This is a genomic window from Shewanella amazonensis SB2B (genome assembly GCF_000015245.1).
Lineage (GTDB): Bacteria > Pseudomonadota > Gammaproteobacteria > Enterobacterales > Shewanellaceae > Shewanella > Shewanella amazonensis.
In genome coordinates this window covers 3577875-3600970 of record NC_008700.1, presented here as the reverse complement: position 1 = coordinate 3600970, position 23096 = coordinate 3577875, and the positions used below count along the sequence as shown (strand labels likewise).

The window sequence follows — 23096 nt, the reverse complement described above, 5'->3', positions numbered from 1 at the left end:
ATGACTTCCCTGCCCAAGGTGCTGTTTCTAATGGGGCCAACGGCTTCAGGCAAGACGGCGCTGGCGCTGGACATGGCTGAACATCACAACTGTGAGATTATTTCGGTCGACTCGGCGCTTATCTATCGTGGCATGGATATAGGGACCGCCAAACCCACAGCTTCGGAGCTGGCGAGGGCGCCCCACAAGCTGATAGATATCCTGGACCCGCTCGAGAGTTACTCGGCGGCAGATTTCAGAGCCGATGCTGTCAGGGAGATAGAAGAGACGCTATCCCGTGGTAAAACCCCGCTGCTTGTTGGGGGGACCATGATGTATTTCAAGACGTTACTCGATGGTTTATCACCTTTACCCAGTGCAGATGACGCCGTGAGGGCTCAAATTGCTGCCGAGGTTGAGGCGCGGGGATGGCAGGCGCTCCATGACGAATTACGCAACATAGATCCTGTCTCTGCCGAGCGTATTCATCCCAATGATCCCCAGCGCTTGTCGCGGGCCATTGAAGTGTACCGAATAAGTGGCAAGACACTGACAGAGCTGACTAAAATTAAAGCCGAGTCTTTGCCTTACCATATGGTGCAGTTTGCCATTGCACCGCAAGACAGAACCGTGCTGCACGGTCTTATCGCAAAGCGATTTCAGCAGATGCTCGCCGAAGGCTTTATCGGTGAAGTGGAAACCCTGAAGGCTCGCGGGGATCTGCACCTTGAACTGCCCTCAATGCGCTGCGTAGGTTACAGGCAGGCATGGCAGTATCTGGATGGTGAATTTGACCATGCTACCATGGTCGAAAAAGCTGTGGCCGCCACTAGGCAATTGGCAAAGCGTCAATTAACATGGTTGCGGGGATGGCCTGAGTTACACTGGTTGGCCAGCGGCGACGAAGGGAATTTAGACAAACTTGTGCAGCAATCCCGGTAGTGAATCTGCTTTTGCTGTATACTACTCAATTCAAACAGAAAACGTTTGCATTGGACTTTTATAATTTAAAAAGGAAATAACAAATGGCTAAGGGGCAATCTTTACAAGACCCATTTTTGAACGCACTGCGCCGTGAGCGTGTTCCCGTTTCTATCTATTTGGTTAACGGCATCAAGCTTCAGGGACAGGTTGAGTCTTTCGACCAGTTCGTGATCCTGTTGAAAAACACTGTAAGCCAGATGGTTTACAAGCACGCCATTTCTACCGTTGTTCCATCCCGTCCATTCAATGTGGGCAGTCATCAGGGTGGCAGCAGCAACTACAATGCCCAACAAGACGACAGTGCCGGCGAACAGTAATTCCGGACGTCTATTTTTGAGAGGTTTGCTTCTTGTTTGATCGTTATGAGGCGGGAGAAACAGCGGTTCTTGTCCATATCGATTTTACCGACGAAGGCAGTCGGGAAGATCTCGCCGAATTGCAGTTATTGGTGGAATCGGCGGGTGCACGCTCCGTTGGTGTTATTACAGGAAGCCGTCGCGCGCCTGACCGCAAGTTTTTTGTGGGTACAGGCAAGGCTGAAGAGCTGGCTGCCATGGTGGCCGCGACCGATGCAAATGTAGTGATTTTTAACCATGCCCTGAGTCCGGCTCAGGAGCGGAATCTGGAGCACCTGTGTCGTTGTCGGGTGCTCGACAGGACAACCCTGATCCTGGATATTTTCGCTCAACGTGCCCGGACCCACGAAGGTAAGTTGCAGGTGGAGCTAGCGCAATTGCGCCACATGTCAACGCGCCTCGTGCGGGGCTGGACTCACCTTGAGCGCCAGAAGGGCGGTATTGGTCTGCGTGGTCCAGGTGAAACTCAGTTGGAAACCGACCGCCGCTTGCTGCGGGGACGGATCAAGAATATTAACCGCCGTCTGGAGAAGGTAGACAAACAGCGGGAGCAAAGCCGCAGGGCAAGGCAACGCAGTGACATGGCAGCGGTTTCTCTGGTTGGTTATACCAACGCAGGAAAGTCCACCTTGTTCAATACGTTGACCAGCGCTGAGGTGTACGCCGCCGATCAACTGTTTGCGACTCTGGATCCCACGCTGCGAAAACTCGAGTTGCCTGACGGTGCCGCGATTCTCGCAGACACAGTAGGATTCATCCGTCACCTTCCACATGACCTGGTTGCCGCCTTCAAGGCCACGCTGCAAGAGACCCGCGAAGCGGATCTTTTGTTACATGTAATTGATTGTGCAGATGAAAAGATGCGCGACAATATAGAGCAAGTGCAGGCGGTACTGAAGGAAATCGACGCCGATGAGATACCTCAACTCATCGTGTGCAACAAGATTGACCTGGTTGAAGGCATTAAACCCGCCATCGATCGGGATGATACCGGAAAGCCTTTCCGGGTCTGGTTGTCTGCCCAGCAAAACCAAGGCTTGGATTTGCTCCGGCAGGCGGTTCAGGAGTTGGTTGGCAATGTCATTGCCGAGCTAACCCTGAAAATCCCGGCAACCGCCGGGCATTATCTTGGCCAGTTTTATCGACTGGATGCGATACAGCAGAAAGAGTATGACGATCTGGGGAACTGTATCTTGTCTGTTCGTTTGCCTGATGCCGATTGGCGCAGGCTGGCTAAACAGAGTCAAGGTGAGTTGGAAACCTTTATTGTCGATACAGCGACTGATAGGGTAGTTTGTTAACTATTAATATCATCCACTTATGGAGTATTAAATGGCTTGGAACGAGCCCGGTAACAAGGGGCAGGACCCTTGGGGAAACAAAGGCGGCAACGATAAAGGGCCGCCGGATCTGGACGAAGTCTTTCGCAATATTTCCAAACGTTTTGGCGGCAAGGGCAATGGCCTGGGCTTTGGTGGCCTGGGGTTAATTATCGCGCTTGGTGCTGCTGTATGGTTCCTCTCCGGTTTTTACACCATCAAAACCGCAGAGCGCGGTGTACATCTGCGCTTTGGTGAGTACATTGGTGAAGTTGGTCCCGGTCTGCGCTGGAAAGCCACCTTTATTGATGAAGTGTATCCGGTCGATGTGGAAGCCCGTCGTACCATCCCGGCTTCTGGCAGCATTCTGACTTCCGATGAGAACGTGGTGCTGGTCGAGCTGGCTGTGCAGTACAAGGTGACTGATGCATACCAGTACATGTTCAGTGCTGTGGATGCCAATTCCTCCCTGCGTGAAGCCACCGACAGCGCACTGCGTTATGTGGTGGGCCACTCTAAGATGGATGACATTCTCACCACTGGCCGCGACAAAATCCGTACCGATACCTGGGCCGAGCTTGAGCGTATTATTGAGCCTTACAAGCTGGGTCTGACCATCATGGACGTTAACTTCCTGCCGGCACGTCCGCCGGAAGAAGTGAAAGATGCCTTCGATGATGCCATTGCCGCACAGGAAGATGAGCAGCGCTTTATCCGTGAAGCTGAAGCTTATCAGCGTGAAGTTGAGCCCCGTGCCCGTGGTCAGGAACAGCGTATTGCTGAAGATGCCCGCGCCTACAAAGAGCAGGTGGTTCAGCAGGCACAGGGTGCCGTTGCACGCTTTGAAAAGCTGCTGCCTGAATACAAGGCAGCGCCTGAGGTGACTCGCCAGCGCATGTATATCGAGGCCATGGAAGAAGTGCTTTCAGGTAACAACAAGGTGCTTATCGATGCCAAGAACAACGGTAATCTTCTGTATCTGCCATTGGATAAGATGATCACGCCTTCTGCTGCTGTGCCCACGTCAGACGACAGTGGTATCACGTCAACCACGCATCTGGATACCGGCGCCTTACAGCGCAGTACCGGACTGCCGGTAAGCGGCCGTCCTTCCCGTGAAGATCGTGTTCGCCAGGGGAGGGAGTAAGTTATGAGTCGTTTAATATTGGTTATTCTGGTGGTGGTGATTGCTGTGATGAGTTCGTCTCTCATGGTAGTCAACGAGGGTGAACGTGCCATCGTGTCGCGCTTTAACGCCATCGTAAAAGAAAACGTTGACGGTACCGAGCGCACCAAGGTGTTCGAACCTGGTTTGCATTTCAAGATGCCCTTTATCGATACAGTGCGTAATCTCGATGCCCGGGTGCAAACCCTGGATGGGGCTGCAGACCGTTTCGTGACTTCCGAGAAGAAAGACCTGATGGTGGATTCTTACGTGAAGTGGCGCATCCAGGACTTCGAAAAGTACTACCTGTCTACCAACGGTGGTATCAAGTCCAATGCTGAAGCTCTGCTGCAGCGCAAGGTGAACAGCGACCTGCGTACCGAGTTTGGTCAGCGCACCATTAAGGAAATTGTATCCGGCGTACGTGCTGGCGAAGCCATCGACAAGGAAAACTCCGGTCGTGACGAGCTGCAACGCAACGCTCTGGAAAATGTCCGCAAGAGTGCCGAAGACCTCGGGATTGAAGTGGTCGACGTACGGGTGAAGCAGATTAACCTGCCAACCAATGTGAGCTCTTCCATCTTCCAACGTATGCGTGCCGAGCGTCAGGCCGTGGCGAAAGAACATCGCGCCAAAGGTCGTGAGGAAGCCGAAAAGATCCGTGCAACCGCCGATGCCAACGTCGTGGTTCGCCTCTCCAACGCCCAGCGTAACGCCCAGGTGATCCGCGGTGATGGTGATGCAGTAGCGGCCAAGATTTATGCCGACGCTTACAAGAAGGACCCTGAGTTCTATGCCTTCCTGAGAAGTCTTGATGCCTACAAGGCGAGCTTCTCTGGTAGCGGCAACATGATGGTGCTTGAACCGGATAGTGAATTCTTCCGCTATATGAAAGAATCCAAACCAAAATAATCATCATCAGTACTAAAAAAGCCCAACTCTGATAGTTGGGCTTTTTTTATGAATTTTGCTTTGTGAAAGCCAAGGTTAAACGGCCAATCGCTGCAATTTTGTTCGTATAAACTTCCCGTTCGGTGGGGCATTATGTTTCAGTAAGCCCCGTTCAAATCAAAAAAACATTATCTCCCCAACTTAGTTGTGTCTTTTGACTATGATCCGCCTCCACTTTTTGGCTATAATGAGCCCCGCCTCAAACTTTGATTTTGCTTCGGGATGGCCTATCTCAAAGCAACTTCTTGAAAAACAAAAAATTCCAACCCCCGCTGGGAGATATGTGGATGAGCAATGCGCCAGTCGATTCCGGACGTCGCAGATTCCTGACAGCCGCAACCGCTGTAGTTGGCGGTGCTGGTGCCGTCGCTGTAGCGGTTCCTTTTATCAAGTCATGGAATCCGAGCGCCAAGGCGAAAGCTGCAGGTGCGCCGGTAGAAGTTAATATCAGCAAGCTGGAACCAGGTCAGTTGATCCGTGTAGAGTGGCGCGGTAAACCCGTTTGGGTTGTACGCCGCACCGAGGAAGTGCTTAAGCAACTTCCCGAGCTCGATGGGCAGCTGCGTGATCCTGCGTCTGATGAACTACAGCAACCCGTGTATGCCCAAAACGGCGTACGTTCTATCAAGCCAGAGTACTTTATCGCTGTTGGTATCTGTACTCACCTGGGCTGTTCTCCTACCTATCTGCCAGATTCATTTGGCGAGCAGGTTGAAGGTGTAAGCTCTGGCTTCTTCTGTCCTTGCCACGGCTCCAAGTTTGACATGGCCGGCCGCGTATTCCAGGGTGTTCCTGCACCACTGAACCTGGTGATCCCTCCACACCAGTATCTTGACGATGCGAATGTGATCATCGGTGTCGACGGGGAGACTGCATAATGGTTAAGAACATTATCGATTGGATCGATGCCCGTATCCCAATGACGGCGACCTATAATCGTCATGTTGGTCAGTACGCGACCCCAAAGAACTTTAACTTCTGGTACTTCTTCGGTTCGCTGGCACTGTTGGTGCTGGTAAACCAGATCCTCACCGGTATCTGGCTGACCATGAACTACGTACCTACCGCAGAAGGCGCCTTCGCCTCCATTGAATACATCATGCGCGATGTGGAATATGGTTGGTTGTTGCGTTATATGCACTCCACAGGGGCCTCTGCATTCTTCGTGGTGGTATATCTGCACATGTTCCGTGGTCTTATCTACGGTTCATACCAGAAACCACGTGAACTGCTGTGGCTGTTCGGTATGCTGATTTTCCTCGTGCTGATGGCCGAAGCCTTCATGGGCTATCTGCTGCCATGGGGCCAGATGTCATACTGGGGTGCGCAGGTAATTATCTCTCTGTTTGGTGCCATCCCTGTTATTGGTGATGATCTGACTCTGTGGATCCGTGGTGACTACGTGGTATCAGGCGCGACCCTGAACCGCTTCTTCGCCCTGCACGTGATTGCACTGCCGTTGGTGCTGGTTGTTCTGGTGTTCCTGCACCTGATTGCCCTGCACGAAGTGGGTTCAAACAACCCCGACGGTATCGAAATCAAGAAGAACAAGGACGAAAACGGCTGGCCCGTTGACGGTATTCCTTTCCACCCTTACTACACCGTGAAAGACATCATGGGTGTGGCGGGCTTCCTGATAGTGTTCTGCTACGTGTTGTTCTTCATGCCAGAAGGTGGTGGTTACTTCCTCGAGAAGCCTAACTTCGAAGCTGCTAACCCAATGAAGACCCCTGAGCACATTGCACCTGTATGGTACTTCACCCCCTTCTACGCGATTCTGCGTGCGGTTCCGCACAAGCTGGGTGGCGTGATCATGATGGGTCTGTCGATTGCCGTACTGTTCCTGCTGCCATGGCTGGATCGTTGTAAGGTGAAGTCAGTTCGCTATCGCAGCATGATCCACAAGCTGAACATTGCTCAGTTCTCTGTGTCTTTCGTCGTACTGGGCTACCTCGGTGCCGTGCCAGCTTCACCAGCACTGACCATTGCTGCTCAAGTGTTCACCATCACCTATTTTGGCTTCTTCGTAGCCCTGTGGGTGTACAGCAAGAATGAGAAGACCAAGCCAGTTCCAGCGAGGTTGACTAAATAATGAAAAAGTTACTCATTGCTTTGGTTGCTCTGGTGCCCACTCTTGGCTTCGCCGCTGGCGGCCACAACGTGCACCTGGAAAAGGCCAATATCGATCTGAACGATAAAGAGTCTCTGGTTCGTGGTCTGGACTTGTTCCAGCACTACTGCTCAGGCTGTCACAGCACTCAGTATCAGCGCTATGAGCGTGTTGCCAACGACCTGGGCGTCTCTATTGATGAGATGCGTACCAAGTTCGTGTTCACCGGTGCCAAAGTCGGTGAACTGATGGAAAACGCCATTCCTGAGAAAGACGCTGCCAAATGGTTCGGTGCTGCGCCACCGGATCTGACGTTGGCCGCCCGTGTGCGTGGCGAAGACTGGGTTTACTCTTACCTCAAGGGTTTCTATAAAGACCCAAGCCGTCCTTTCGGCGTGAACAACACTGTATTCCCTTCTGTGGGTATGCCGCATGTGTTGGAAGGTTTGCAGGGTATCGCGGTTAAGCAGGCAGACGGCAGTCTGGTTGCCACCGGCGGTAAGTTGAGTGCTGAAGAGTACGATCAGGCTGCCCGTGACATCACAGGTTTCCTGGTGTACTCAGCAGAACCTATCAAACTGGAGCGTCAGGCTCTGGGTATTTGGGTGCTCGGCTTCCTGTTTATCTTCTTTGTTGTGGCCTACTTCCTGAAGAAAGAATACTGGAAGGATGTACACTGATAGCCAATAGCGGGTAAAATACTCTATCCGCGTATTGAAACGGGGGGCGTCAGCCCCTCGTTTATTTTATTTGTTTCGATTCTGGAGGGTATCAATGGCTCTTGCTGCCAACAAACGCTCTATCATGACTCTGTTTTCTGGCGCCGACGATCTCTACAGCCATCAAGTGCGTATTGTGCTGGCTGAAAAAGGCGTCACCGTTGATGTTTTACAGGTCGATCCCAACGACATGCCAGAGGATTTGCTCGAGCTGAATCCTTATAACTCTGTGCCGACGCTGGTGGATCGCGAGCTGGTGTTGTATGAGTCACGCATCATCATGGAATACCTGGATGAGCGTTTCCCACACCCACCGCTGATGCCGGTTTATCCGGTTTCCCGCGGCCAAAGCCGTTTGATGATGCACCGTATCGATACCGATTGGTACGTGCTGGTTGATCGCATCAAGAAAGGTGACCGTGCCGATGCCGCCCGTAAAGAGCTCCGTGAAGGCCTGATCGCCATTTCACCACTGTTTGGTGAAATGCCTTACTTTATGAGCGAAGAGTTCGGCCTGGCTGATTGCTACCTCGGCCCCTTGCTGTGGCGTTTGCCTGCTCTGGGTATTCACCTGGACACAGGCGTGGCCAAAGATATCAAGGCGTACATGACCCGCATCTTCGATCGCGAGTCGTTCAAGGCGTCACTGACTGAAGCCGAGCGCGAAATGCGCATGGGTATGTAATGAAACCTTTGACTCCAAGCCGTCCCTATTTGCTGCGGGCGTACTATGACTGGTTGATGGATAACCAGCTTACGCCCCACGTAGTAGTAGACGCCTATGTCAAAGGCACTCAGGTGCCCCAGCAGTATGTGCGTGATGGCCAGATTGTGCTGAACATCGCCGAGTCGGCTGTGGGGCACTTGCAACTGGGCAATGATGCTGTCGAGTTTAATGCGCGTTTCGGCGGTGTGCCCCATCAGGTGGTATTACCCATGGCCTCAATCGTGGCCATTTATGCCCGTGAAAATGGGGCCGGTACTGTATTTGATGCCGAAGATGCCTATCTGCTCGATGAAGGTGAAGACGAGCTGCTGTCTGTGGTTGAGTCAGAGCCGGAAGAGGCCCTGACTACAGAGGAGCCGGATGGGCCGGACGATCCCAGTCCCAAACGCCGCGGCCATTTAACTGTGGTCAAATAATACAAAAACCAGCCATCGGCTGGTTTTTTCGTTTTGGCATCCCCATCATGTAACTGCCTGCCATGGCGGCACGGATTCAGATTTTGCGGCGGCTACCTGGACGCAGTTGCGACCACTGCGTTTGGCCTCATAGAGTGCATTGTCTGCCATGGCCATCAGTGTGATAAGTGACACCGGCGGTGTTGCCATGCACACACCGATGGAAACCGTTAAATATACGGGGCCAACGCCCAGGTCTGGATGTGCCGAGGCAATGGTTTTTCGCAGACTTTCGGCACGGACCAGATGCTCAAGTGGCGAAGCGCAAAACTGCACCATAGCAAACTCTTCGCCGCCAATCCGCCCGGCAAAGTCTTCCCCCTGAATGCACGCATTAAGCTGGTTAGCCAAAAATTGCAGTGCAGCGTCGCCAGTCTGGTGCCCCGTGGTGTCGTTAATCTGCTTGAAATGGTCAACATCGATAATCAGCAGGCTAAAGGATCGTCTGTCTTTGATGGTTCGTTCCAGGCGCCCCATGAAAGCACGCCGGTTTGGCAGCCCGGTCAGCGAGTCCGTATCCGCAAGATATTGCAGTTCCTGTTCATTTTGTGCAGCGTAGTACTCACTTATCAGGATAACCACCAATACCGTGGTTGCGCATGAACCCACCATTATTATTCTGAGCAGTGTGATGGTGAATGTCGGCACTTCGGCAATGCTGGGGTGAGCTTGCCAGCCATACACTTCGAAATAGCCAAATAGCAGAATGTTACTTAAAAACAGCAGTAAGGTGGTCGGCCAATGTTTGGCGTCCAGATAGGATGCCGGTAACACCGCAAACATCAGAAAATAGTACTGAAGTCCAAGTGTCACCCCTTGAGCGAGCATAAGCGCGCTAACCGCATCCAGCATCACCAATAAAAACAGGGTCAGAGTCGCCTCGTGTCTTCGCCCTTTGCGGTTGAACCAAAGCACCAGCGGTAATAACAGTAAAAATGGGAGTTGCACCAGCCCTGAATACATCAACCCCGGATTGCCAAGCAGCACAAAGGCAAGGTTAAACACCAATATGGTGATGACCGCAATAAACACACTGATATTTGTTTGGATGAGCCGGCGTTCCTGCGTTTTGCCGTGACAATGCTCTATACCCGTTTTGGCGTAACTGAGCAGCCGTTTCCCCCAAAATGCCATAGAGTTTACTGACGAAGGTTTGATAATCATCCCTTAAGCATAGACATAGTTCCGGCCATTGGATGATCCGCAGGCCGCTCTGTGCTAGGATTCGCGGCCTGTTCTGTTTGGATTTCAACGCGCGGACGAATAAAAGCATGTTGCTCATGATAGACAACTACGACTCTTTTACCTTTAACCTGGTGCAGTATTTTCAGCAGCTGGGGGAAGAGGTGGTTGTCCGTCGCCATGACGATATTACGCTGGAGGAAATCGCTGCGCTGGCACCGGACTATTTGGTGATTTCACCCGGCCCCTGTACCCCGGATGACGCGGGTGTTTCCCTGGACGCCATCACTCATTTTGCCGGTAAGTTGCCCATTCTGGGGGTGTGCCTGGGGCATCAGGCGATGGCCCAGGTATTTGGCGCTAAAGTGATCCGTGCCGGAAGGGTGATGCATGGCAAAACCAGTGACATCAGCCATAACAATCAGCGCCTGTTTCGTGGCCTCAATAACCCGCTGAGGGTCACCCGTTATCACTCGCTGTTGGTGGAGTCCGTACCCGAAGGCTTTGTGATGGATGCCTGGTTTGACGATCCTGTCCATGGACGTGAAATCATGGCCATCAGCCATAAGTCCTTACCGCTGTATGGGGTGCAGTTCCATCCCGAATCCATCCTTACCGAGCAAGGGCTCGAATTGCTTGGTAATTTCCTTAAAATCCCCGTCTGACACCGTGTCTTGATTTTCTGTTACAAGTTTTCTCGTTTACCTTTTGTGACCACGCCAGTGTGACAGGCGCAAATATGGTATAACTGCGCCATTCCAAAAAGGCCCCCGGCCGTAAAACTAAAAGGAAGGACAATGAACCCGGTTTACCGTCACTTTGCTGTCAGTGCGTTGGCGCTGGCTATCCTGTCCGGCTGCGCTGCCACCGAACACGCCGCAACTGCTCCATCAGCTGCCAATCAGACACCTGTGTCACAAGTGGAGCTGGCAACACCGCCTGTTGCCTCCGAACACCTGACCATGAAGCAAATTATGGCCAATCCAGACTGGATGGGCATATTCGCCCGCAATCCATACTGGAGCGATGACGCCGGCAGCGTACTGTTTGAGCGTCAGCCAAGTGCATCGGCGCTTAAGTCCTACTATGTTCAGGCGCTGGATGGTGAAGCCCGTGAGTTGTCTTTGGGCGAGTTACATCAGGTCTCCCAGCGCAGTGGTGTGCTGGATAAGGCGAAAAAGCGCAAGGCCTACATCTATCAGGGCAACCTCTTCGTTAAAGAGCTGTCCACCGGTGAAGTCGCACAGCTGACCCGTACCAATACCCCAGTGGATGGTGTGCGTTTCTTGGATAATGGTGACCTGGCCTTCTGGCAGGGGAACGCCGTATTCCGCCTGCATGCCAACGGCATGGTAGAGCAGCTTGCCGATATCCGAATGAGCAATGCGCCCAAGGGCGTTAAGGCCCCAGAGGCCTATTTGGCTAAAGAGCAGGCAAAGCTCATCCAGTATGTTGCTGCCCAGCATGACAAAGCCAAAGCCCGCGAGGACTATAAAAAGGCGCTGGCTGAAGCCGATACCACCATGACGGCACAGCCCTGGTATTTGGGGGAGAGTGAGGTTGTCGTCGAACTGTCTCTGTCAGCCGATGGTCGTTATGTGCTCGTCAGCCTTCAGGATAAGAGTTATCAGGGCCGCAGTGAGCACGACATCATGCCCAACTATCTGGGTAAGGATGGCTATGTGGATGCGGTGCCTGCCCGCGCGCGGGTAGCGGAAGATAATCCACCGGGTCAGCGTCTGGTATTGATTGATCTTAAAGACAAACAAAAGCATGACATCAGTATCGAAGGTCTGCAGGGCTTTGATGAGGATGTGCTCGCCGCGGTGAAGGCCGACAACGCCAAAGCCCGGGGCGAAAGCTATCAAAGCGAGAAAGCGCCCCGCAAAGTGCAGCTGATGCAGGATTGGGGCTGGAGCCAGAGTGCCATCCAGTGGAGTGATGATGGCAAGCTGCTGGTTATGCTCGAAGCGGTGGATAATAAAGACCGCTGGATTGCATCTGTGAATCTGGACTCCGGCAAGCTAACCACAGAGCATCGTCTCCATGACGACGCCTGGGTGAACTACGACTACAACCAGTTTGGTTGGCTCGAAGATGGGCGTTTCTTTTTCCTGTCAGAAGAGACTGGCTATTCCCAGCTGTACATCAAGGCGCCGGGCAAGGCTGCAACGGCACTGACATCGGGTCAATTCGTGGTCAGTGATGTCACCTTAAGCCCCGATGGCAAGCATCTGTATTACAAGGCCAATAAAGATCATCCCGGCGTTTACAATGTGTACCGCGTCGCTCTGGCCGATGGCAAAGACGAGCAATTGACCCATTGGGAAGGCACGCTGGATTACAGTTTGAGCCCGGATGGTAAACGCTTGCTGCTGACTGCCTCCAGCCGTATTCAGCCTGAAGAGCTTTATGTGCAGGAGATTGGTGGCGAACTCAAGCGCCTGACCCACTACACCTCAGAGGTCTTTGCCAAGTATACCTGGCAAGCGCCCAACGTGGTGGCCGTGCCGTCCAATCATGGTGCCGGTGTTGTTTACGCCAGAGTGTATCTGCCCGAGGGGTACGATGCTGCCAAGGCAGACAAGTATCCAGCGGTGATTTTTAACCATGGTGCCGGGTATCTGCAAAACGCGCACTTTGGTTTCTCCGGCTATTTCCGCGAGTTTATGTTCCACAACCTGCTGGCCCAGCAAGGTTATGTGGTGATGGACATGGACTATCGTGGCTCCAAGGGGTATGGCCGTGACTGGCGCACCGCCATCTATCGTCAGATGGGTCACCCTGAGGTGGAGGATCTCAAAGACGGCGTGGCCTGGATGGTGAAAAATGCCAATGTGGACAGCAAACGTGTGGGCACTTACGGCGGATCCTATGGTGGCTTCCTCACCTTTATGGCGTTGTTCCGCGAGCCTGAGCTCTTCCAGGCTGGTGCAGCGCTGCGTCCGGTAACCGACTGGGCACATTATAATGCGCCTTATACCTCCAACATCCTCAATACACCGGATGTGGACCCCATTGCCTTTGAACGCAGCTCACCCATCTATCATGCCGAGGGGCTGAACAAACCGCTGCTTATCATGAGCGGTGTGCTGGATGATAACGTGTTCTTCCAGGACAGTGTGCGCCTGGTACAGCGTTTGATTGAGCTTGAAAAGCCCATGTTCGAAACCGCTATCTACCCGGTGGAGCCCCATGGTTTCCGAGAGCCGTCCAGTTGGCTCGATGAATACCGCCGCATTTATAAGCTGTTTGAAGCCGAGCTCAAGTAACCGGCCAAACGGTCGTTAAACTCAGGGCCTGCGGGCCCTGTTTTTTATTGAAAATTGGTCGCCTGTCAGTAAGTTGGCAAAATATCAGTCTCTCTCCTTGGCCGATTTATGCTAAAAATGACAGGTGAAATCGGCTTTATACACCAGCGGGAGTATACAGAGGTGGCTATTGGCGCAACGGGCGGAGTTAAGCCCGGCAGTATTCTGGCATTGGAGCGGCGTTTATACCGGCAGTTGATTGTCGGTAAGCAGAAAATGCCCAGAATTCAGGATGAGTTGGATCGGGAACTCGAATCCGTTGTCTTCAAGCTGGATATCGAGCGTGCCGCCGTTTTTGAGCGCATCGAGCGGCAGCAAAAGGCCCGTGAAGTGTTCGAAGCCGTATCCAAACAGCTCACCGATACCATCATGGATGAGATAAAGCTGACACTCGGCGATATGGACAGATTGCTGCAGCGTTCCAGTCTGACCGAGACTCAGCTCGCGCTGTTTGAACAACTCTGCAAAGCTAACCCGGAACTTGGCCGTATTCGCCTGCTCATGAGCGGTATTGGCTGGTTATCCCGTGACTTGACCAATGTGGTCAACAGCACCGCATTTCGCCAGCGTCATCCCCAGCGCGCCGATGTACGGGTGACCGATATCAAGCTGGTGCTCAACTTTATCGGGGTGGAAAACCTGCGTCAGTTGGTGCCTTATTACAGCATGCGCAACTGGTTGCCCTCGGGCCATTCCTGTCTGCTGTGGCCCAATCGCAAGCTATGGCAATATGCGCTGGCCTGTGCCACTGCCGCCAAAGCCCTGGCCAAACTCCATGAATCCAATGAAACTCTGGCATTTATCAGCGCCTTCCTCGAGCAGTTTGGTATTACCATGGTGCTCGGTACTGCATCTGCCATTTATGAAAAAAATTGGGGCAATTGGCTCCGGGAGGCCAGTGCCAGTCGGGACAAGGAACTCTATGATGCGGTCATGGCCACCGAGTTTCCCGCGGAAAAGGTACTGGAAGAGGTGCTGCTCCATTCCAGCAGGCTCGCCTGGGAAATTCCGGCCAGGCTGAACTTTGCCGACCATGCTCTGACGCTGAATCTCAAGGCGTTGGATGAATCCCTCACTGTCACCGATATGCCCATGGATGCCCAAATTCTGGCCAAGGCCACGTGTTTCGTCAGGGTGATGACGCTGGAAGAGAGCAATTTGCTCGAACCCCAGGAGGCTCGGGAAATGTACCGTTACTATGGTCTCAGTGAGCAGGAAATACTGCGCTTGAAGGCGCAAAATTACCGCAGAATGGAACTCTTCTGAAACGCGTTGTTCGGGGCGTTAGCCGAACATCCGGCAAAGCAGTACAAGCAGGAGCTCAGTATGGCTAGTTGGCAGGCAAAGGTGCTTAACAGTGTGCTTTCTTACATTGCCAAACCCGGAATGCACGCCCGGGGCGCCCGTTTGTCACTGGCCGATATTCGCAGGCGGCTTGAAGCCCTGGACAGCCGCTATCTTAGCTGGCCCAAAGGGCTTATCAGTGACAATTTGCCCCTCTCCCACAGCGCCTTAATCCATAATCATCTGGAATCCGCTGCGGCACAACGCCCCCGGCTCGCCATCTTTTACGTGCGTGGAGGGGGATTTTGTTTTAAAACCCCCAACGCCCATGGCCGCTTTATCGCAGATCTGTGTCGTGAGCTGGATGCCGATGCCTATGTCCCCGATTATCGGCTGGCACCAGAACACCCGTTTCCTGCCCCCCTGGAAGATGTGCTGGACGGGTATCAGCAATTTCTGTCGCTTTGGTCAGACCCCTTTGTGGTGATGGGTGACAGCGCCGGTGGTAATCTTGCCATGGCTTTGCTGCTGCAAGTCAAAGATATGGGGCTCAGATTGCCCGAATGTGCGGTGCTGCTCAGCCCCGCGCTGGACCTTGGGATCACAGGTGACAGTGAACGGCTGCTCAGTGCAGACGATCCCTTCTTCAGTATCGACTCCCTGCTCAGGCTTAGGGGGGCCTATCTTCAGGGCGCCAATCCCATGGATGTCCGGGCAAGTCCATTGCATGGTGATTTACGGGGCCTTCCGTCCATGCTGCTGCTTGCGGGCACGCGGGAGCTCCTTTTGGAGGATTCACAGCGCCTTGCACAAAGGCTGAAGGAAGCGGGAACCCATGTGGAACATCACTTTCTGGCGCACATGCCCCATGTGTTTCCGCTGTTTGAAATGCTGCCCGAAGCCAGGGAAGCGAGGGAACTCATCCTCGAATTTATCCGGCGGCGCCTGATGTGAATAATATGTCTATTTATCCAATATTCTATGCATTGTCTGAAAATTTGCCGGTAAATAAGATTTTTTCTGACTAAATATGCCATTATCCCCCGCATATAGCGCTTTTCTAATGTCAAAGCGCAAATCTTTATGCAGCTTCAGGCGCCGTTTTGCGGCAACTGATTGTGAAAAACTGGTATTTCGATCACAATTTCGCTAATAATGACATCCAGCCGACACAAGCACATGCTGCAATAAGCCTCAGCAAAAAAGAAAACGCAGCGGCAAACCGGTGGCTTCGCAAGTCACGCAACGAACAAAGGATGAACAGGAATGACTGACAAGATGAATCTGACACGTGCCCAATTTGATGAAGTAATGGTGCCTAACTATGCACCAGCTGCGGTTATCCCTGTCCGCGGTGAAGGCAGCCGTGTCTGGGATCAGCAAGGTACCGAGTATGTGGACTTTGCCGGTGGCATCGCGGTGAACTGTCTTGGTCATTGTCATCCCGCCCTCGTTGGCGCACTGAAAGAGCAGGGCGAGAAACTCTGGCACCTGTCCAACACCATGACCAACGAGCCAGCGCTGGCACTGGCTACCAAACTGGTTGAAGCAACCTTTGCCGACCGGGTGTATTTTGCCAACTCAGGCGCCGAGGCCAACGAAGCGGCACTCAAGCTTGCACGCCGCTATGCAATCGAAAAGTTCGGTGAACACAAGGTTGAAGTGATTGCGTTCGACAAGGCTTTCCACGGTCGTACTTTCTTCACCGTGTCTGTGGGTGGCCAGGCCGCTTACTCAGACGGTTTCGGTCCAAAGCCTGCCGCTATTACCCATTTGCCATTCAATGATATCGCTGCGCTGGAAGCGGCTGTGTCCGACAATACCTGCGCCATCATGCTCGAGCCACTGCAGGGCGAGGGCGGTATCATCAACGGCGACCCTGAATTCCTGCGTGCCGTTCGTCGATTGGCCGACAAGCACAATGCGCTGGTGATCTTCGACGAAGTCCAAACCGGCGTAGGCCGTACCGGCGACCTCTATGCCTATATGGGCACCGAAATCGTGCCGGATATCCTGACCACCGCCAAGGCGTTGGGCGGTGGTTTCCCCATCGCAGCCATGCTGACCACTGCCGACATCGCCTCACACCTCAAGGTGGGCACCCATGGTTCCACCTACGGTGGCAACCCGCTGGCCTGTGCCATTGGTAACGCTGTGATGGACGTTGTTAATACCCCTGAAGTGCTTGACGGCGTGAAGCATCGCGAGCAGCTGTTCCGCGATGGTCTGGCCCAAATTAATGAAAAGTATCATGTATTCTCCGAAATCCGTGGCAAGGGTCTGCTGCTTGGCGCCGTACTCAACGAGCAGTTTGCCGGCCGTAGCCGCGATTTCCTTAATGCCTCTGTTGCCGAGGGGCTGTTGACTCTGATGGCCGGTGCCAACGTAGTCCGCTTTACTCCATCTCTGGTAATTCCTGAGGCAGATATTGTCGAAGGTCTGGCCCGTTTCGAACGTGCCGTTGCCAAGGTAGCCGGCTGATATAACGGGGGCGGCACCGGTTGCCGCCCCTGACGATCCAGCGACGTCCTGCTCCCAACCTCCGACATCCGATTTCACCGAACCAGCCGGTGAGGCTTGGTGCACGCCGGAAAGGTCAAAACGCTTAAAAAAACAGCGGGCAGGACAGAGAGGAGATACTCAAATGTTGATCATTCGTCCAATCCGGGCCAGCGATTTTGATGCCCTGTACCGCATTGCGGTGGAGTCGGGCCACGGCTTCACTTCACTGCCGGTTAACGAAGACTTGTTGCGTCGCAAAATAGCGCGCTCTGAAGCCTCTTTTCAAAAGGTCGTGGAAACCCCTTACGATGAAGGCTACCTGATGGTGCTCGAAGACACACAGACCCAGGAAGTGGTGGGCACCTGTGCACTCGAGGCCGCCGTGGGGATGGAAGATGCCTTCTACCATTATCGTCTCGGCACCGAGGTATATCATTCGCAGCAAATCAATGTGCGCAACGAAGTTGAGACCCTCACCCTCTGTCACGACTACACAGGCGCCGCCGAGCTTTGCACCCTGTTTTTGCGTGGGGCGTATCGCAAAGACAACAATGGTCGCATGCTCTCCCGCAGCCGTTTTCTGTTTTTGGCCCAGCACGCCAATCGTTTCGGGGAAACCGTGATTGCCGAAATGCGTGGTGTCAGCGATGAAAACGGCAATTCCCCGTTTTATGGCTGGCTGCAAAAGCACTTCCTCGGTATCGACTTTGTCGAAGCCGACTATCTCTCTGGTTTGGGACGCAAAGCCTTTATGGCCGAGATGATGCCCAGAAACCCGGTATATGTGTGTTTGCTCCCCGAAGAAGCCCAGAAGGTGATTGGCGAAGTGCATACAAACACCCGTCCGGCCTTGAGTTTGCTGCGGGCCGAAGGTTTCCGCTGCCGCGGATATGTGGACATATTCGACGGTGGCCCAACGGTGGAGTGCAATCTGCAGGATATCCGCGGCGTGCGCGAAAGCCGCCTGCTGACGGTTCGCATCGGTGAGATGCCCGCCTCAGATGACAGTTTTATTCTCTCCAACACCCAGCTTGTGGATTACCGTGCAACCTCGGTCGAGCTGATGGTTTCCTCCGATTCAGATGAAGTGATACTCAGCCCTGAGCTGGCGGCTGGCCTTCTGGTCAGTGACGGCGAGCAGGTGCGGGTACTGGCAATATAGGAATTCGACATGACGCAATTTATCAATGGCCAGTGGCTCGCTGGCGAAGGCAAAGAGATGCAGTCAAAAAACCCCGCCAACGGCGAGGTGATTTGGCAGGGTAAGGCCGCTGTGCCTGCTCAGGTACAAGCGGCTGTGATGGCGGCCCGCGATGCTCAGTTTGAATGGTTTATGCTGGGCTTTGAAGGCCGTCAGGCCATCGTTGAAGCCTACCGCAATGAACTTGAGGCCAACAAGGCAGAGCTTGCCGAGGTGATAGCCCAGGAAACCGGTAAGCCACGCTGGGAAACCGCCACCGAGGCCGCTGCCATGATTGGCAAAATCGGCTTGTCTGTCAGTGCCTATCACAAGCGTACCGGCACCGAAGTGAACGAGGGCGCTGCAGGCCGCGCTGTGCTGCGCCATAAGCCCCACGGTGTGGTGGCGGTGTTTGGTCCCTACAACTTCCCCGGTCACCTGCCCAACGGTCACATAGTGCCCGCGCTGCTGGCGGGCAATACAGTAGTGTTCAAACCCTCAGAGCTGACGCCAAAAGTGGCCGAGTTGATGTTGAAGCTATGGGAGAAGGCTGGCCTGCCAGCCGGTGTTATCAACCTGGTGCAGGGCGAGGTGGAAACCGGCAAGGCGCTGGCGTCACATCCACAGCTCGACGGCCTTTTCTTCACCGGCAGCTCCCGCACCGGTCACTTGCTGCATCAGCAGTATGCCGGGCATCCGGGTAAGATTCTGGCGCTTGAGATGGGGGGTAACAATCCACTCATCGTTAAAGGTGTGAGCGATACCCGCGCTGCCATCCACGACATCATTCAATCAGCCTTTATCTCTTCCGGTCAGCGCTGTACCTGTGCCCGTCGCCTGTACGTTGAAAAAGGCGCCGAGGGTGACAAATTGCTGGCCGGTTTGGTCGAAGCCGTTAAAGCAATCAAGGTAGGCCCCTGGAATGCTGACCCTCAGCCTTTTATGGGCTCAATGATTTCGGAAACCGCAGCCAAAGGCATGCTGGACGCTCAACGTAACCTGCTCAACCTCGGAGCCAAATCCCTGGTGGAGATGACACATCTGCAAGCCGGTACCGGCCTGGTGTCTCCCGGTTTGATTGATGTGACCGAAGTAATTGAACTGCCTGACGAAGAATACTTTGGCCCCTTATTGCAGGTGGTGCGTTACACCAGTTTCGACGAGGCTATCCGTCTGGCCAACGACACCCGCTATGGCCTGTCTGCCGGCATTCTGGCCGATGATAAAGCCGATTATGAGTACTTCCTGGCCCGTATTCGCGCCGGCATTGTGAACTGGAACAAGCAGATCACAGGCGCATCAGGCGCGGCACCTTTCGGTGGCGTGGGCGCCTCGGGTAACCACAGAGCCAGCGCCTTCTATGCGGCCGACTACTGTGCCTATCCGGTGGCATCCATGGAGGCAGACAGTGTCACGCTGCCCGCCAGCCTGAGTCCTGGTCTGACGTTATAAAAAATCAGCGGCGTGCTCCTTCGGGAACACGCCGTTTTTGTTCACCGAGTATTTGTTGAAACCACTGACGTACTGAACATCCGGAATGCCGGACACCCAGGGCTTCATGTCATGGCCCTCAGTGATTAGGTTTAGGAGTGATAGATGCACACTGACGTAAATGCTTTGTTTGCCGCTCTCTGGCAGGACTATATCGAAATGACCCCGTCTGCGGCCAAGGTGCACAAACTGCTTGGCAAGGGCGAAGCCATCATCAACGACCATATCGCCCTGCGTACCTTTAACCTTGCCAAGGTGAATCTGGAGGTGCTGGCTGCACACTTTGAGGCGCTTGGCTATGTTGCCTGTGCCGATTACAACTTTGACAAGAAAAAGCTGCGTGCCAAGCACTTCGAGCATCCCGACAGCACACAGCCAAAGGTCTTCATTTCTGAGCTCCTGGTGGAAGAGTTCAGCCCCCAGTTGCAGGTCATAGTCAAAGACATGGTTGAGCAGGTGGATGCGGCGGCGACCAAGGCTGAGAATTTCCTCTACTCAGGTCGTCACTGGAAACTGGACTTTGTCACCTACGAGAAGCTTTTGGCCGAGAGTGAGTATGCGGCTTGGGTGGCGGCCTTTGGTTATCGCGCCAACCACTTTACCGTGTCGATTAATCACCTGCCCGGTTACACCAGTATTCTTGAGGTGAATGACACCCTTAAGCAGGGAGACTTTGTACTGAACGCCGTCGGTGGTGAAGTGAAAGGCTCACCTGCCGAGCTGCTTGAGCAGTCATCCACCATGGCCGACCGTATTGCGGTGACGTTTGATGATAAAACCGTTGAGCTGCCGAGCTGCTTTTACGAGTTTGCCCTGCGGTATCCCAAGGCCGATGGCGAGCTTTACACCGGCTTTGTGGCGGCCTCTGCCGACAAGATTTTCGAGAGTACCAACGTAAACTGACCGGCTTCTGCGGCCTATGTCAGCCATAAAAAATCCCGGCCTGGCCGGGATTTTTGTTGTGAGCTCAGTCGAACCATCAGGACGTCAGCGCAAATCCTATACTGACCTTGAGGCCACCAAGGCGCACACCACGGCTGAAATCCAATTTCAGCTCATATTGCTCGCAGATTTCTTTCACGATGGACAGGCCAATGCCATGGCCCATCACGGCCTCATCGAGGCGTTTGCCACGCTCTGTAAGCTGCGACAGTGCATCGTCGGCAACGCCGGGACCATCGTCCTCAATATCCAGCCATAGGCGATTATCCAGCGGGTAGAGGCGCAGGGAGACTTCCCCTTTTGCCCACTTACAGGCGTTATCCAGCAGGTTGCCAATCAGTTCCATGCCGTCTTCCCGGTGAATGGGCAGTCGATGCAGGCCGCGGGCGATGTCGATACTGAAGTGGATATCTTTGTGGCGATGCACCTTGTTCAGGGTGTTGGTCAGGCTATCCAGATCCCTTGGGATCTGCATTTGCGCCGCAGGCAGCATATCACCGGTGACCCGGGCCGCCGCGAGCTTGCGCTCGATCATCTTGCGGATGAGATCCAGCTGTTGCTGCATGGCGTCTGCCATTTCAGGGTCGCTGAGCCCCAGGGCTTCCACTTGTTGTTGCATCACCGCCAATGGCGTTTTCAGACCATGGCTTAAGTTACCCAGGTTGTTGCGGCTACGGGCAATCTGTTTGCCTGTGTATTCCAATAGCTCGTTGTAGGTGGCTGCGAGGGGATGCAGCTCGGCCGGAATGCTATCCAGTGCCAGCCGATCGATGTCGCCATCTCTTAAGCGTGACAGGGCTTCTTTAATCTTACGCAGCGGCTTGAAGGACTGGCGCAATACCAGAAAGATACCCGTTATCATGGCAAGCAGCATGCCGAGATTGACCATCAGCTTGGTGCCATAAATCTCGCTGAATACCCTACGGCCAATACTCAAGTCTTGGGCCACGGTAAGGGTGGCCTGAATCTTGCCATTCTGGGACTTTAGCCCCACACTGAGCAGCTGCATGTCGTGGTTTTTGGGGCCGCGGGCTTGCCAGACCCGGGTTTCACTCGGTGCCAGTGGCGTAATGGCCAGTTGCTGGTCCCACAGGGAGCGTGAGCGGATGACCTCATCGGGCAGGTTCAGCTGGTAGTAACGGCCTGAGTAAGCGGGGCGATAGAAGCCGGACAGCATGGAGGAGTCTATGCCGATGTCGCCATCCTGCATGTGGGTGGCAAGGATCACGTGTTCCAGATCTTCTTCGAGACGATTAATGATGGAGTCGTGAAAGGCTTGTCTGAGCATGGACTCAAACAAAAACAGCCCGATGATAGTGCTGACTATCACCAGGCCGGTTAACCACAGGCTCAGCTTGGCCCGAATGGAGATCATGCGTCCAGGCCGTGGAAGATATATCCCTGACCGCGGCGGGTTTCGATGGCGGTCTTGCCCAGTTTTTTACGCAGGTGGGTCACGTAAACCTCCACCACATTGCTCTCTTTCTCATCGTCAAACTGATAGAGCTTGTCGGTAAGCTGCGCCTTGGACAGCAGCTTTTTCGGCGATAGCAGGAAAATCTTCAGCAGTCTGAATTCCATGGCAGTCAGCTCATGGACCTGCTCACCCACCTGCACCGTTTGCTGCGATTCATCCAGTACGACGCCTGAGTAGCTGAGCTGCTTTCCCGGGCTGGCAGGGCGGCCATGGGCGCGGTTTATCAGCGCATGAATTCGGGCGAGCAACTCCTGGGCGTGGAACGGTTTACCAAGGTAGTCATCGGCACCGGCGTTAAAGCCTTCCACCTTCTCATGCCATTGGCTGCGGGCGGTGAGCATGATCACGGGGGTATGAATACCCTCGGTACGCCATTTTTCCAGTAGTGTCAGACCGTTGCCATCGGGAAGGCCGATGTCCAGAATCACGCAGTCGTATTGGGTTTCTTTGATGAGATAATCGGCGTCAACGACCTTATCGGTTACATCGGTGACAAAGCCGGCCTGTTTGAGCTGTTTTTGCAGCTCCTTGACCAGCATGGCATTGTCTTCAACGAGTAGCAGTTTCATGGTTTTTGCATTCGTCCGGCAAAGTGGAATCAGGATTGAGCTCACCGCTGGCGGCATCCACGCTCAGATGGATTATCTGACCACGTTGGAGGCCAAACTGCAAATCGTAGCGCCACTTGTCACCCTCTTGAAACAGATGGGCATCAAGGAGGTTACCCTGGCAATGTGCGGCGACCCGCTGCAGGGTAGCGTCGAGAGAAAGGATCTGGCCCGAACTGACCAATTGCGTGGCCTGATAATGCTCAAGCTCGACAACCGAAGCAGCCACCTCTCCCTGGTGAAGCATGGATGTAAGGATGATGCCTAATGGCAGCCAGCGCGACATACATGCTCCTCATAAGAAAAAGTGGCTCCGGATAGATCGGGAGCCACTTTACCGGAGCTGACTTAAGA

Annotated in this window: 22 protein-coding genes; 18 read left to right on the top strand and 4 right to left on the bottom strand. The window is 53.8% G+C overall.

The genetic code is table 11. From position 1 onward, the window contains the following. From miaA to SAMA_RS15735, 10 genes are all read left to right on the top strand, one after another. Complete coding sequence (gene miaA / locus SAMA_RS15780; protein ID WP_011761133.1) at window positions 1-921, top strand: tRNA (adenosine(37)-N6)-dimethylallyltransferase MiaA; 921 nt, start codon at window positions 1-3, stop codon at window positions 919-921. An 83-nt stretch (window positions 922-1004) separates the two neighbouring features. After that, entirely contained in the window at window positions 1005-1280 is a 276-nt protein-coding gene (hfq, locus tag SAMA_RS15775; RefSeq protein ID WP_011761132.1) for an RNA chaperone Hfq, read from the top strand. A 32-nt stretch (window positions 1281-1312) separates the two neighbouring features. Continuing rightward, the gene (gene hflX, locus SAMA_RS15770; RefSeq protein ID WP_011761131.1) at window positions 1313-2620 is read left to right on the top strand and encodes a ribosome rescue GTPase HflX; all 1308 of its coding nucleotides are present in this window, start codon (window positions 1313-1315) and stop codon (window positions 2618-2620) included. A gap of 31 nt (window positions 2621-2651) precedes the next feature. Next, window positions 2652-3785, top strand: coding sequence for an FtsH protease activity modulator HflK (gene hflK / locus SAMA_RS15765; protein ID WP_011761130.1), 1134 nt, complete (start codon window positions 2652-2654; stop codon window positions 3783-3785). 3 nt (window positions 3786-3788) lie between these two features. Continuing rightward, complete coding sequence (gene hflC / locus SAMA_RS15760; RefSeq protein ID WP_011761129.1) at window positions 3789-4715, top strand: protease modulator HflC; 927 nt, start codon at window positions 3789-3791, stop codon at window positions 4713-4715. 326 nt (window positions 4716-5041) lie between these two features. Continuing rightward, entirely contained in the window at window positions 5042-5632 is a 591-nt protein-coding gene (gene petA, locus SAMA_RS15755) for a ubiquinol-cytochrome c reductase iron-sulfur subunit (protein WP_011761128.1), read from the top strand. Then, window positions 5632-6846: a cytochrome b gene (locus SAMA_RS15750; RefSeq protein ID WP_011761127.1), complete on the top strand. Its 1215-nt coding sequence runs from the start codon at window positions 5632-5634 to the stop codon at window positions 6844-6846. The genes petA and SAMA_RS15750 overlap by 1 nt, the downstream gene beginning before the upstream one ends. Next, on the top strand, window positions 6846-7544 hold the full coding sequence (locus SAMA_RS15745; protein ID WP_011761126.1) for a cytochrome c1: 699 nt from the start codon (window positions 6846-6848) through the stop codon (window positions 7542-7544). The genes SAMA_RS15750 and SAMA_RS15745 overlap by 1 nt, the downstream gene beginning before the upstream one ends. A gap of 94 nt (window positions 7545-7638) precedes the next feature. Continuing rightward, the gene (gene sspA / locus SAMA_RS15740) at window positions 7639-8268 is read left to right on the top strand and encodes a stringent starvation protein SspA (RefSeq protein WP_011761125.1); all 630 of its coding nucleotides are present in this window, start codon (window positions 7639-7641) and stop codon (window positions 8266-8268) included. Then, window positions 8268-8726 carry a ClpXP protease specificity-enhancing factor gene (locus SAMA_RS15735; protein ID WP_011761124.1) on the top strand — a complete coding sequence of 153 codons (459 nt, stop codon included), beginning with the start codon at window positions 8268-8270 and terminating at the stop codon, window positions 8724-8726. The genes sspA and SAMA_RS15735 overlap by 1 nt, the downstream gene beginning before the upstream one ends. Before the next feature lie 45 nt (window positions 8727-8771). Here the strand turns inward: SAMA_RS15735 and SAMA_RS19215 are convergent, their stop codons facing one another. Continuing rightward, window positions 8772-9899, bottom strand: a complete 1128-nt coding sequence (locus SAMA_RS19215) for a GGDEF domain-containing protein (RefSeq protein ID WP_049757937.1) — start codon at window positions 9897-9899, stop codon at window positions 8772-8774. Between the two features lie 137 nt (window positions 9900-10036). Here SAMA_RS19215 and SAMA_RS15725 point away from each other — a divergent pair, with 137 nt between their 5' ends. The 8 genes from SAMA_RS15725 to SAMA_RS15690 all read left to right on the top strand — a co-directional run bounded on the left by SAMA_RS15725 (window position 10037) and on the right by SAMA_RS15690 (window position 20618). Beyond that, window positions 10037-10612, top strand: coding sequence for an anthranilate synthase component II (locus tag SAMA_RS15725; RefSeq protein WP_041409907.1), 576 nt, complete (start codon window positions 10037-10039; stop codon window positions 10610-10612). Window positions 10613-10744: 132 nt separating this feature from the next. Beyond that, window positions 10745-13219, top strand: a complete 2475-nt coding sequence (locus SAMA_RS15720; protein ID WP_011761121.1) for a S9 family peptidase — start codon at window positions 10745-10747, stop codon at window positions 13217-13219. A gap of 162 nt (window positions 13220-13381) precedes the next feature. Continuing rightward, on the top strand, window positions 13382-14524 hold the full coding sequence (locus SAMA_RS15715) for an HDOD domain-containing protein (RefSeq protein ID WP_041410567.1): 1143 nt from the start codon (window positions 13382-13384) through the stop codon (window positions 14522-14524). Window positions 14525-14584: 60 nt separating this feature from the next. After that, window positions 14585-15496 (top strand): alpha/beta hydrolase, encoded by a 912-nt coding sequence (locus tag SAMA_RS15710; protein WP_011761119.1) that lies wholly within the window; start codon window positions 14585-14587, stop codon window positions 15494-15496. Between the two features lie 312 nt (window positions 15497-15808). After that, on the top strand, window positions 15809-17023 hold the full coding sequence (locus SAMA_RS15705; protein ID WP_011761118.1) for an aspartate aminotransferase family protein: 1215 nt from the start codon (window positions 15809-15811) through the stop codon (window positions 17021-17023). A 163-nt stretch (window positions 17024-17186) separates the two neighbouring features. Further along, the gene (gene astA, locus SAMA_RS15700) at window positions 17187-18206 is read left to right on the top strand and encodes an arginine N-succinyltransferase (protein ID WP_011761117.1); all 1020 of its coding nucleotides are present in this window, start codon (window positions 17187-17189) and stop codon (window positions 18204-18206) included. Between the two features lie 9 nt (window positions 18207-18215). After that, entirely contained in the window at window positions 18216-19676 is a 1461-nt protein-coding gene (gene astD / locus SAMA_RS15695; protein WP_011761116.1) for a succinylglutamate-semialdehyde dehydrogenase, read from the top strand. Window positions 19677-19820: 144 nt separating this feature from the next. Continuing rightward, window positions 19821-20618 carry a DUF1338 domain-containing protein gene (locus SAMA_RS15690; RefSeq protein WP_011761115.1) on the top strand — a complete coding sequence of 266 codons (798 nt, stop codon included), beginning with the start codon at window positions 19821-19823 and terminating at the stop codon, window positions 20616-20618. Window positions 20619-20694: 76 nt separating this feature from the next. Here the strand turns inward: SAMA_RS15690 and SAMA_RS15685 are convergent, their stop codons facing one another. From SAMA_RS15685 to SAMA_RS19435, 3 genes are read right to left on the bottom strand one after another with little or no spacing between them, the layout of a single operon-like run. Then, window positions 20695-22032, bottom strand: a complete 1338-nt coding sequence (locus SAMA_RS15685) for an ATP-binding protein (RefSeq protein WP_011761114.1) — start codon at window positions 22030-22032, stop codon at window positions 20695-20697. After that, window positions 22029-22703 carry a response regulator transcription factor gene (locus SAMA_RS15680; RefSeq protein ID WP_011761113.1) on the bottom strand — a complete coding sequence of 225 codons (675 nt, stop codon included), beginning with the start codon at window positions 22701-22703 and terminating at the stop codon, window positions 22029-22031. Before SAMA_RS15680 ends, SAMA_RS15685 begins: the two co-directional genes overlap by 4 nt. After that, on the bottom strand, window positions 22684-23028 hold the full coding sequence (locus tag SAMA_RS19435) for a PepSY domain-containing protein (protein ID WP_011761112.1): 345 nt from the start codon (window positions 23026-23028) through the stop codon (window positions 22684-22686). Before SAMA_RS19435 ends, SAMA_RS15680 begins: the two co-directional genes overlap by 20 nt. Window positions 23029-23096 lie beyond the last annotated feature (68 nt).

Bases quoted from the DNA above. Each gene is read 5' to 3' on its own strand.
- miaA (WP_011761133.1), top strand. From the start codon at position 1: ATGACTTCCCTGCCCAAGGTGCTGTTTCTAATGGGGCCAACGGCTTCA.
- hfq (WP_011761132.1), top strand. From the start codon at position 1,005: ATGGCTAAGGGGCAATCTTTACAAGACCCATTTTTGAACGCACTGCGC.
- hflK (WP_011761130.1), top strand. From the start codon at position 2,652: ATGGCTTGGAACGAGCCCGGTAACAAGGGGCAGGACCCTTGGGGAAAC.
- hflC (WP_011761129.1), top strand. From the start codon at position 3,789: ATGAGTCGTTTAATATTGGTTATTCTGGTGGTGGTGATTGCTGTGATG.
- petA (WP_011761128.1), top strand. From the start codon at position 5,042: ATGAGCAATGCGCCAGTCGATTCCGGACGTCGCAGATTCCTGACAGCC.
- SAMA_RS15750 (WP_011761127.1), top strand. From the start codon at position 5,632: ATGGTTAAGAACATTATCGATTGGATCGATGCCCGTATCCCAATGACG.
- SAMA_RS15745 (WP_011761126.1), top strand. From the start codon at position 6,846: ATGAAAAAGTTACTCATTGCTTTGGTTGCTCTGGTGCCCACTCTTGGC.
- sspA (WP_011761125.1), top strand. From the start codon at position 7,639: ATGGCTCTTGCTGCCAACAAACGCTCTATCATGACTCTGTTTTCTGGC.
- SAMA_RS15735 (WP_011761124.1), top strand. From the start codon at position 8,268: ATGAAACCTTTGACTCCAAGCCGTCCCTATTTGCTGCGGGCGTACTAT.
- SAMA_RS19215 (WP_049757937.1), bottom strand. From the start codon at position 9,899: ATGGCATTTTGGGGGAAACGGCTGCTCAGTTACGCCAAAACGGGTATA.
- SAMA_RS15725 (WP_041409907.1), top strand. From the start codon at position 10,037: ATGTTGCTCATGATAGACAACTACGACTCTTTTACCTTTAACCTGGTG.
- SAMA_RS15720 (WP_011761121.1), top strand. From the start codon at position 10,745: ATGAACCCGGTTTACCGTCACTTTGCTGTCAGTGCGTTGGCGCTGGCT.
- SAMA_RS15710 (WP_011761119.1), top strand. From the start codon at position 14,585: ATGGCTAGTTGGCAGGCAAAGGTGCTTAACAGTGTGCTTTCTTACATT.
- SAMA_RS15705 (WP_011761118.1), top strand. From the start codon at position 15,809: ATGACTGACAAGATGAATCTGACACGTGCCCAATTTGATGAAGTAATG.
- astA (WP_011761117.1), top strand. From the start codon at position 17,187: ATGTTGATCATTCGTCCAATCCGGGCCAGCGATTTTGATGCCCTGTAC.
- astD (WP_011761116.1), top strand. From the start codon at position 18,216: ATGACGCAATTTATCAATGGCCAGTGGCTCGCTGGCGAAGGCAAAGAG.
- SAMA_RS15690 (WP_011761115.1), top strand. From the start codon at position 19,821: ATGCACACTGACGTAAATGCTTTGTTTGCCGCTCTCTGGCAGGACTAT.
- SAMA_RS15685 (WP_011761114.1), bottom strand. From the start codon at position 22,032: ATGATCTCCATTCGGGCCAAGCTGAGCCTGTGGTTAACCGGCCTGGTG.
- SAMA_RS15680 (WP_011761113.1), bottom strand. From the start codon at position 22,703: ATGAAACTGCTACTCGTTGAAGACAATGCCATGCTGGTCAAGGAGCTG.
- SAMA_RS19435 (WP_011761112.1), bottom strand. From the start codon at position 23,028: ATGTCGCGCTGGCTGCCATTAGGCATCATCCTTACATCCATGCTTCAC.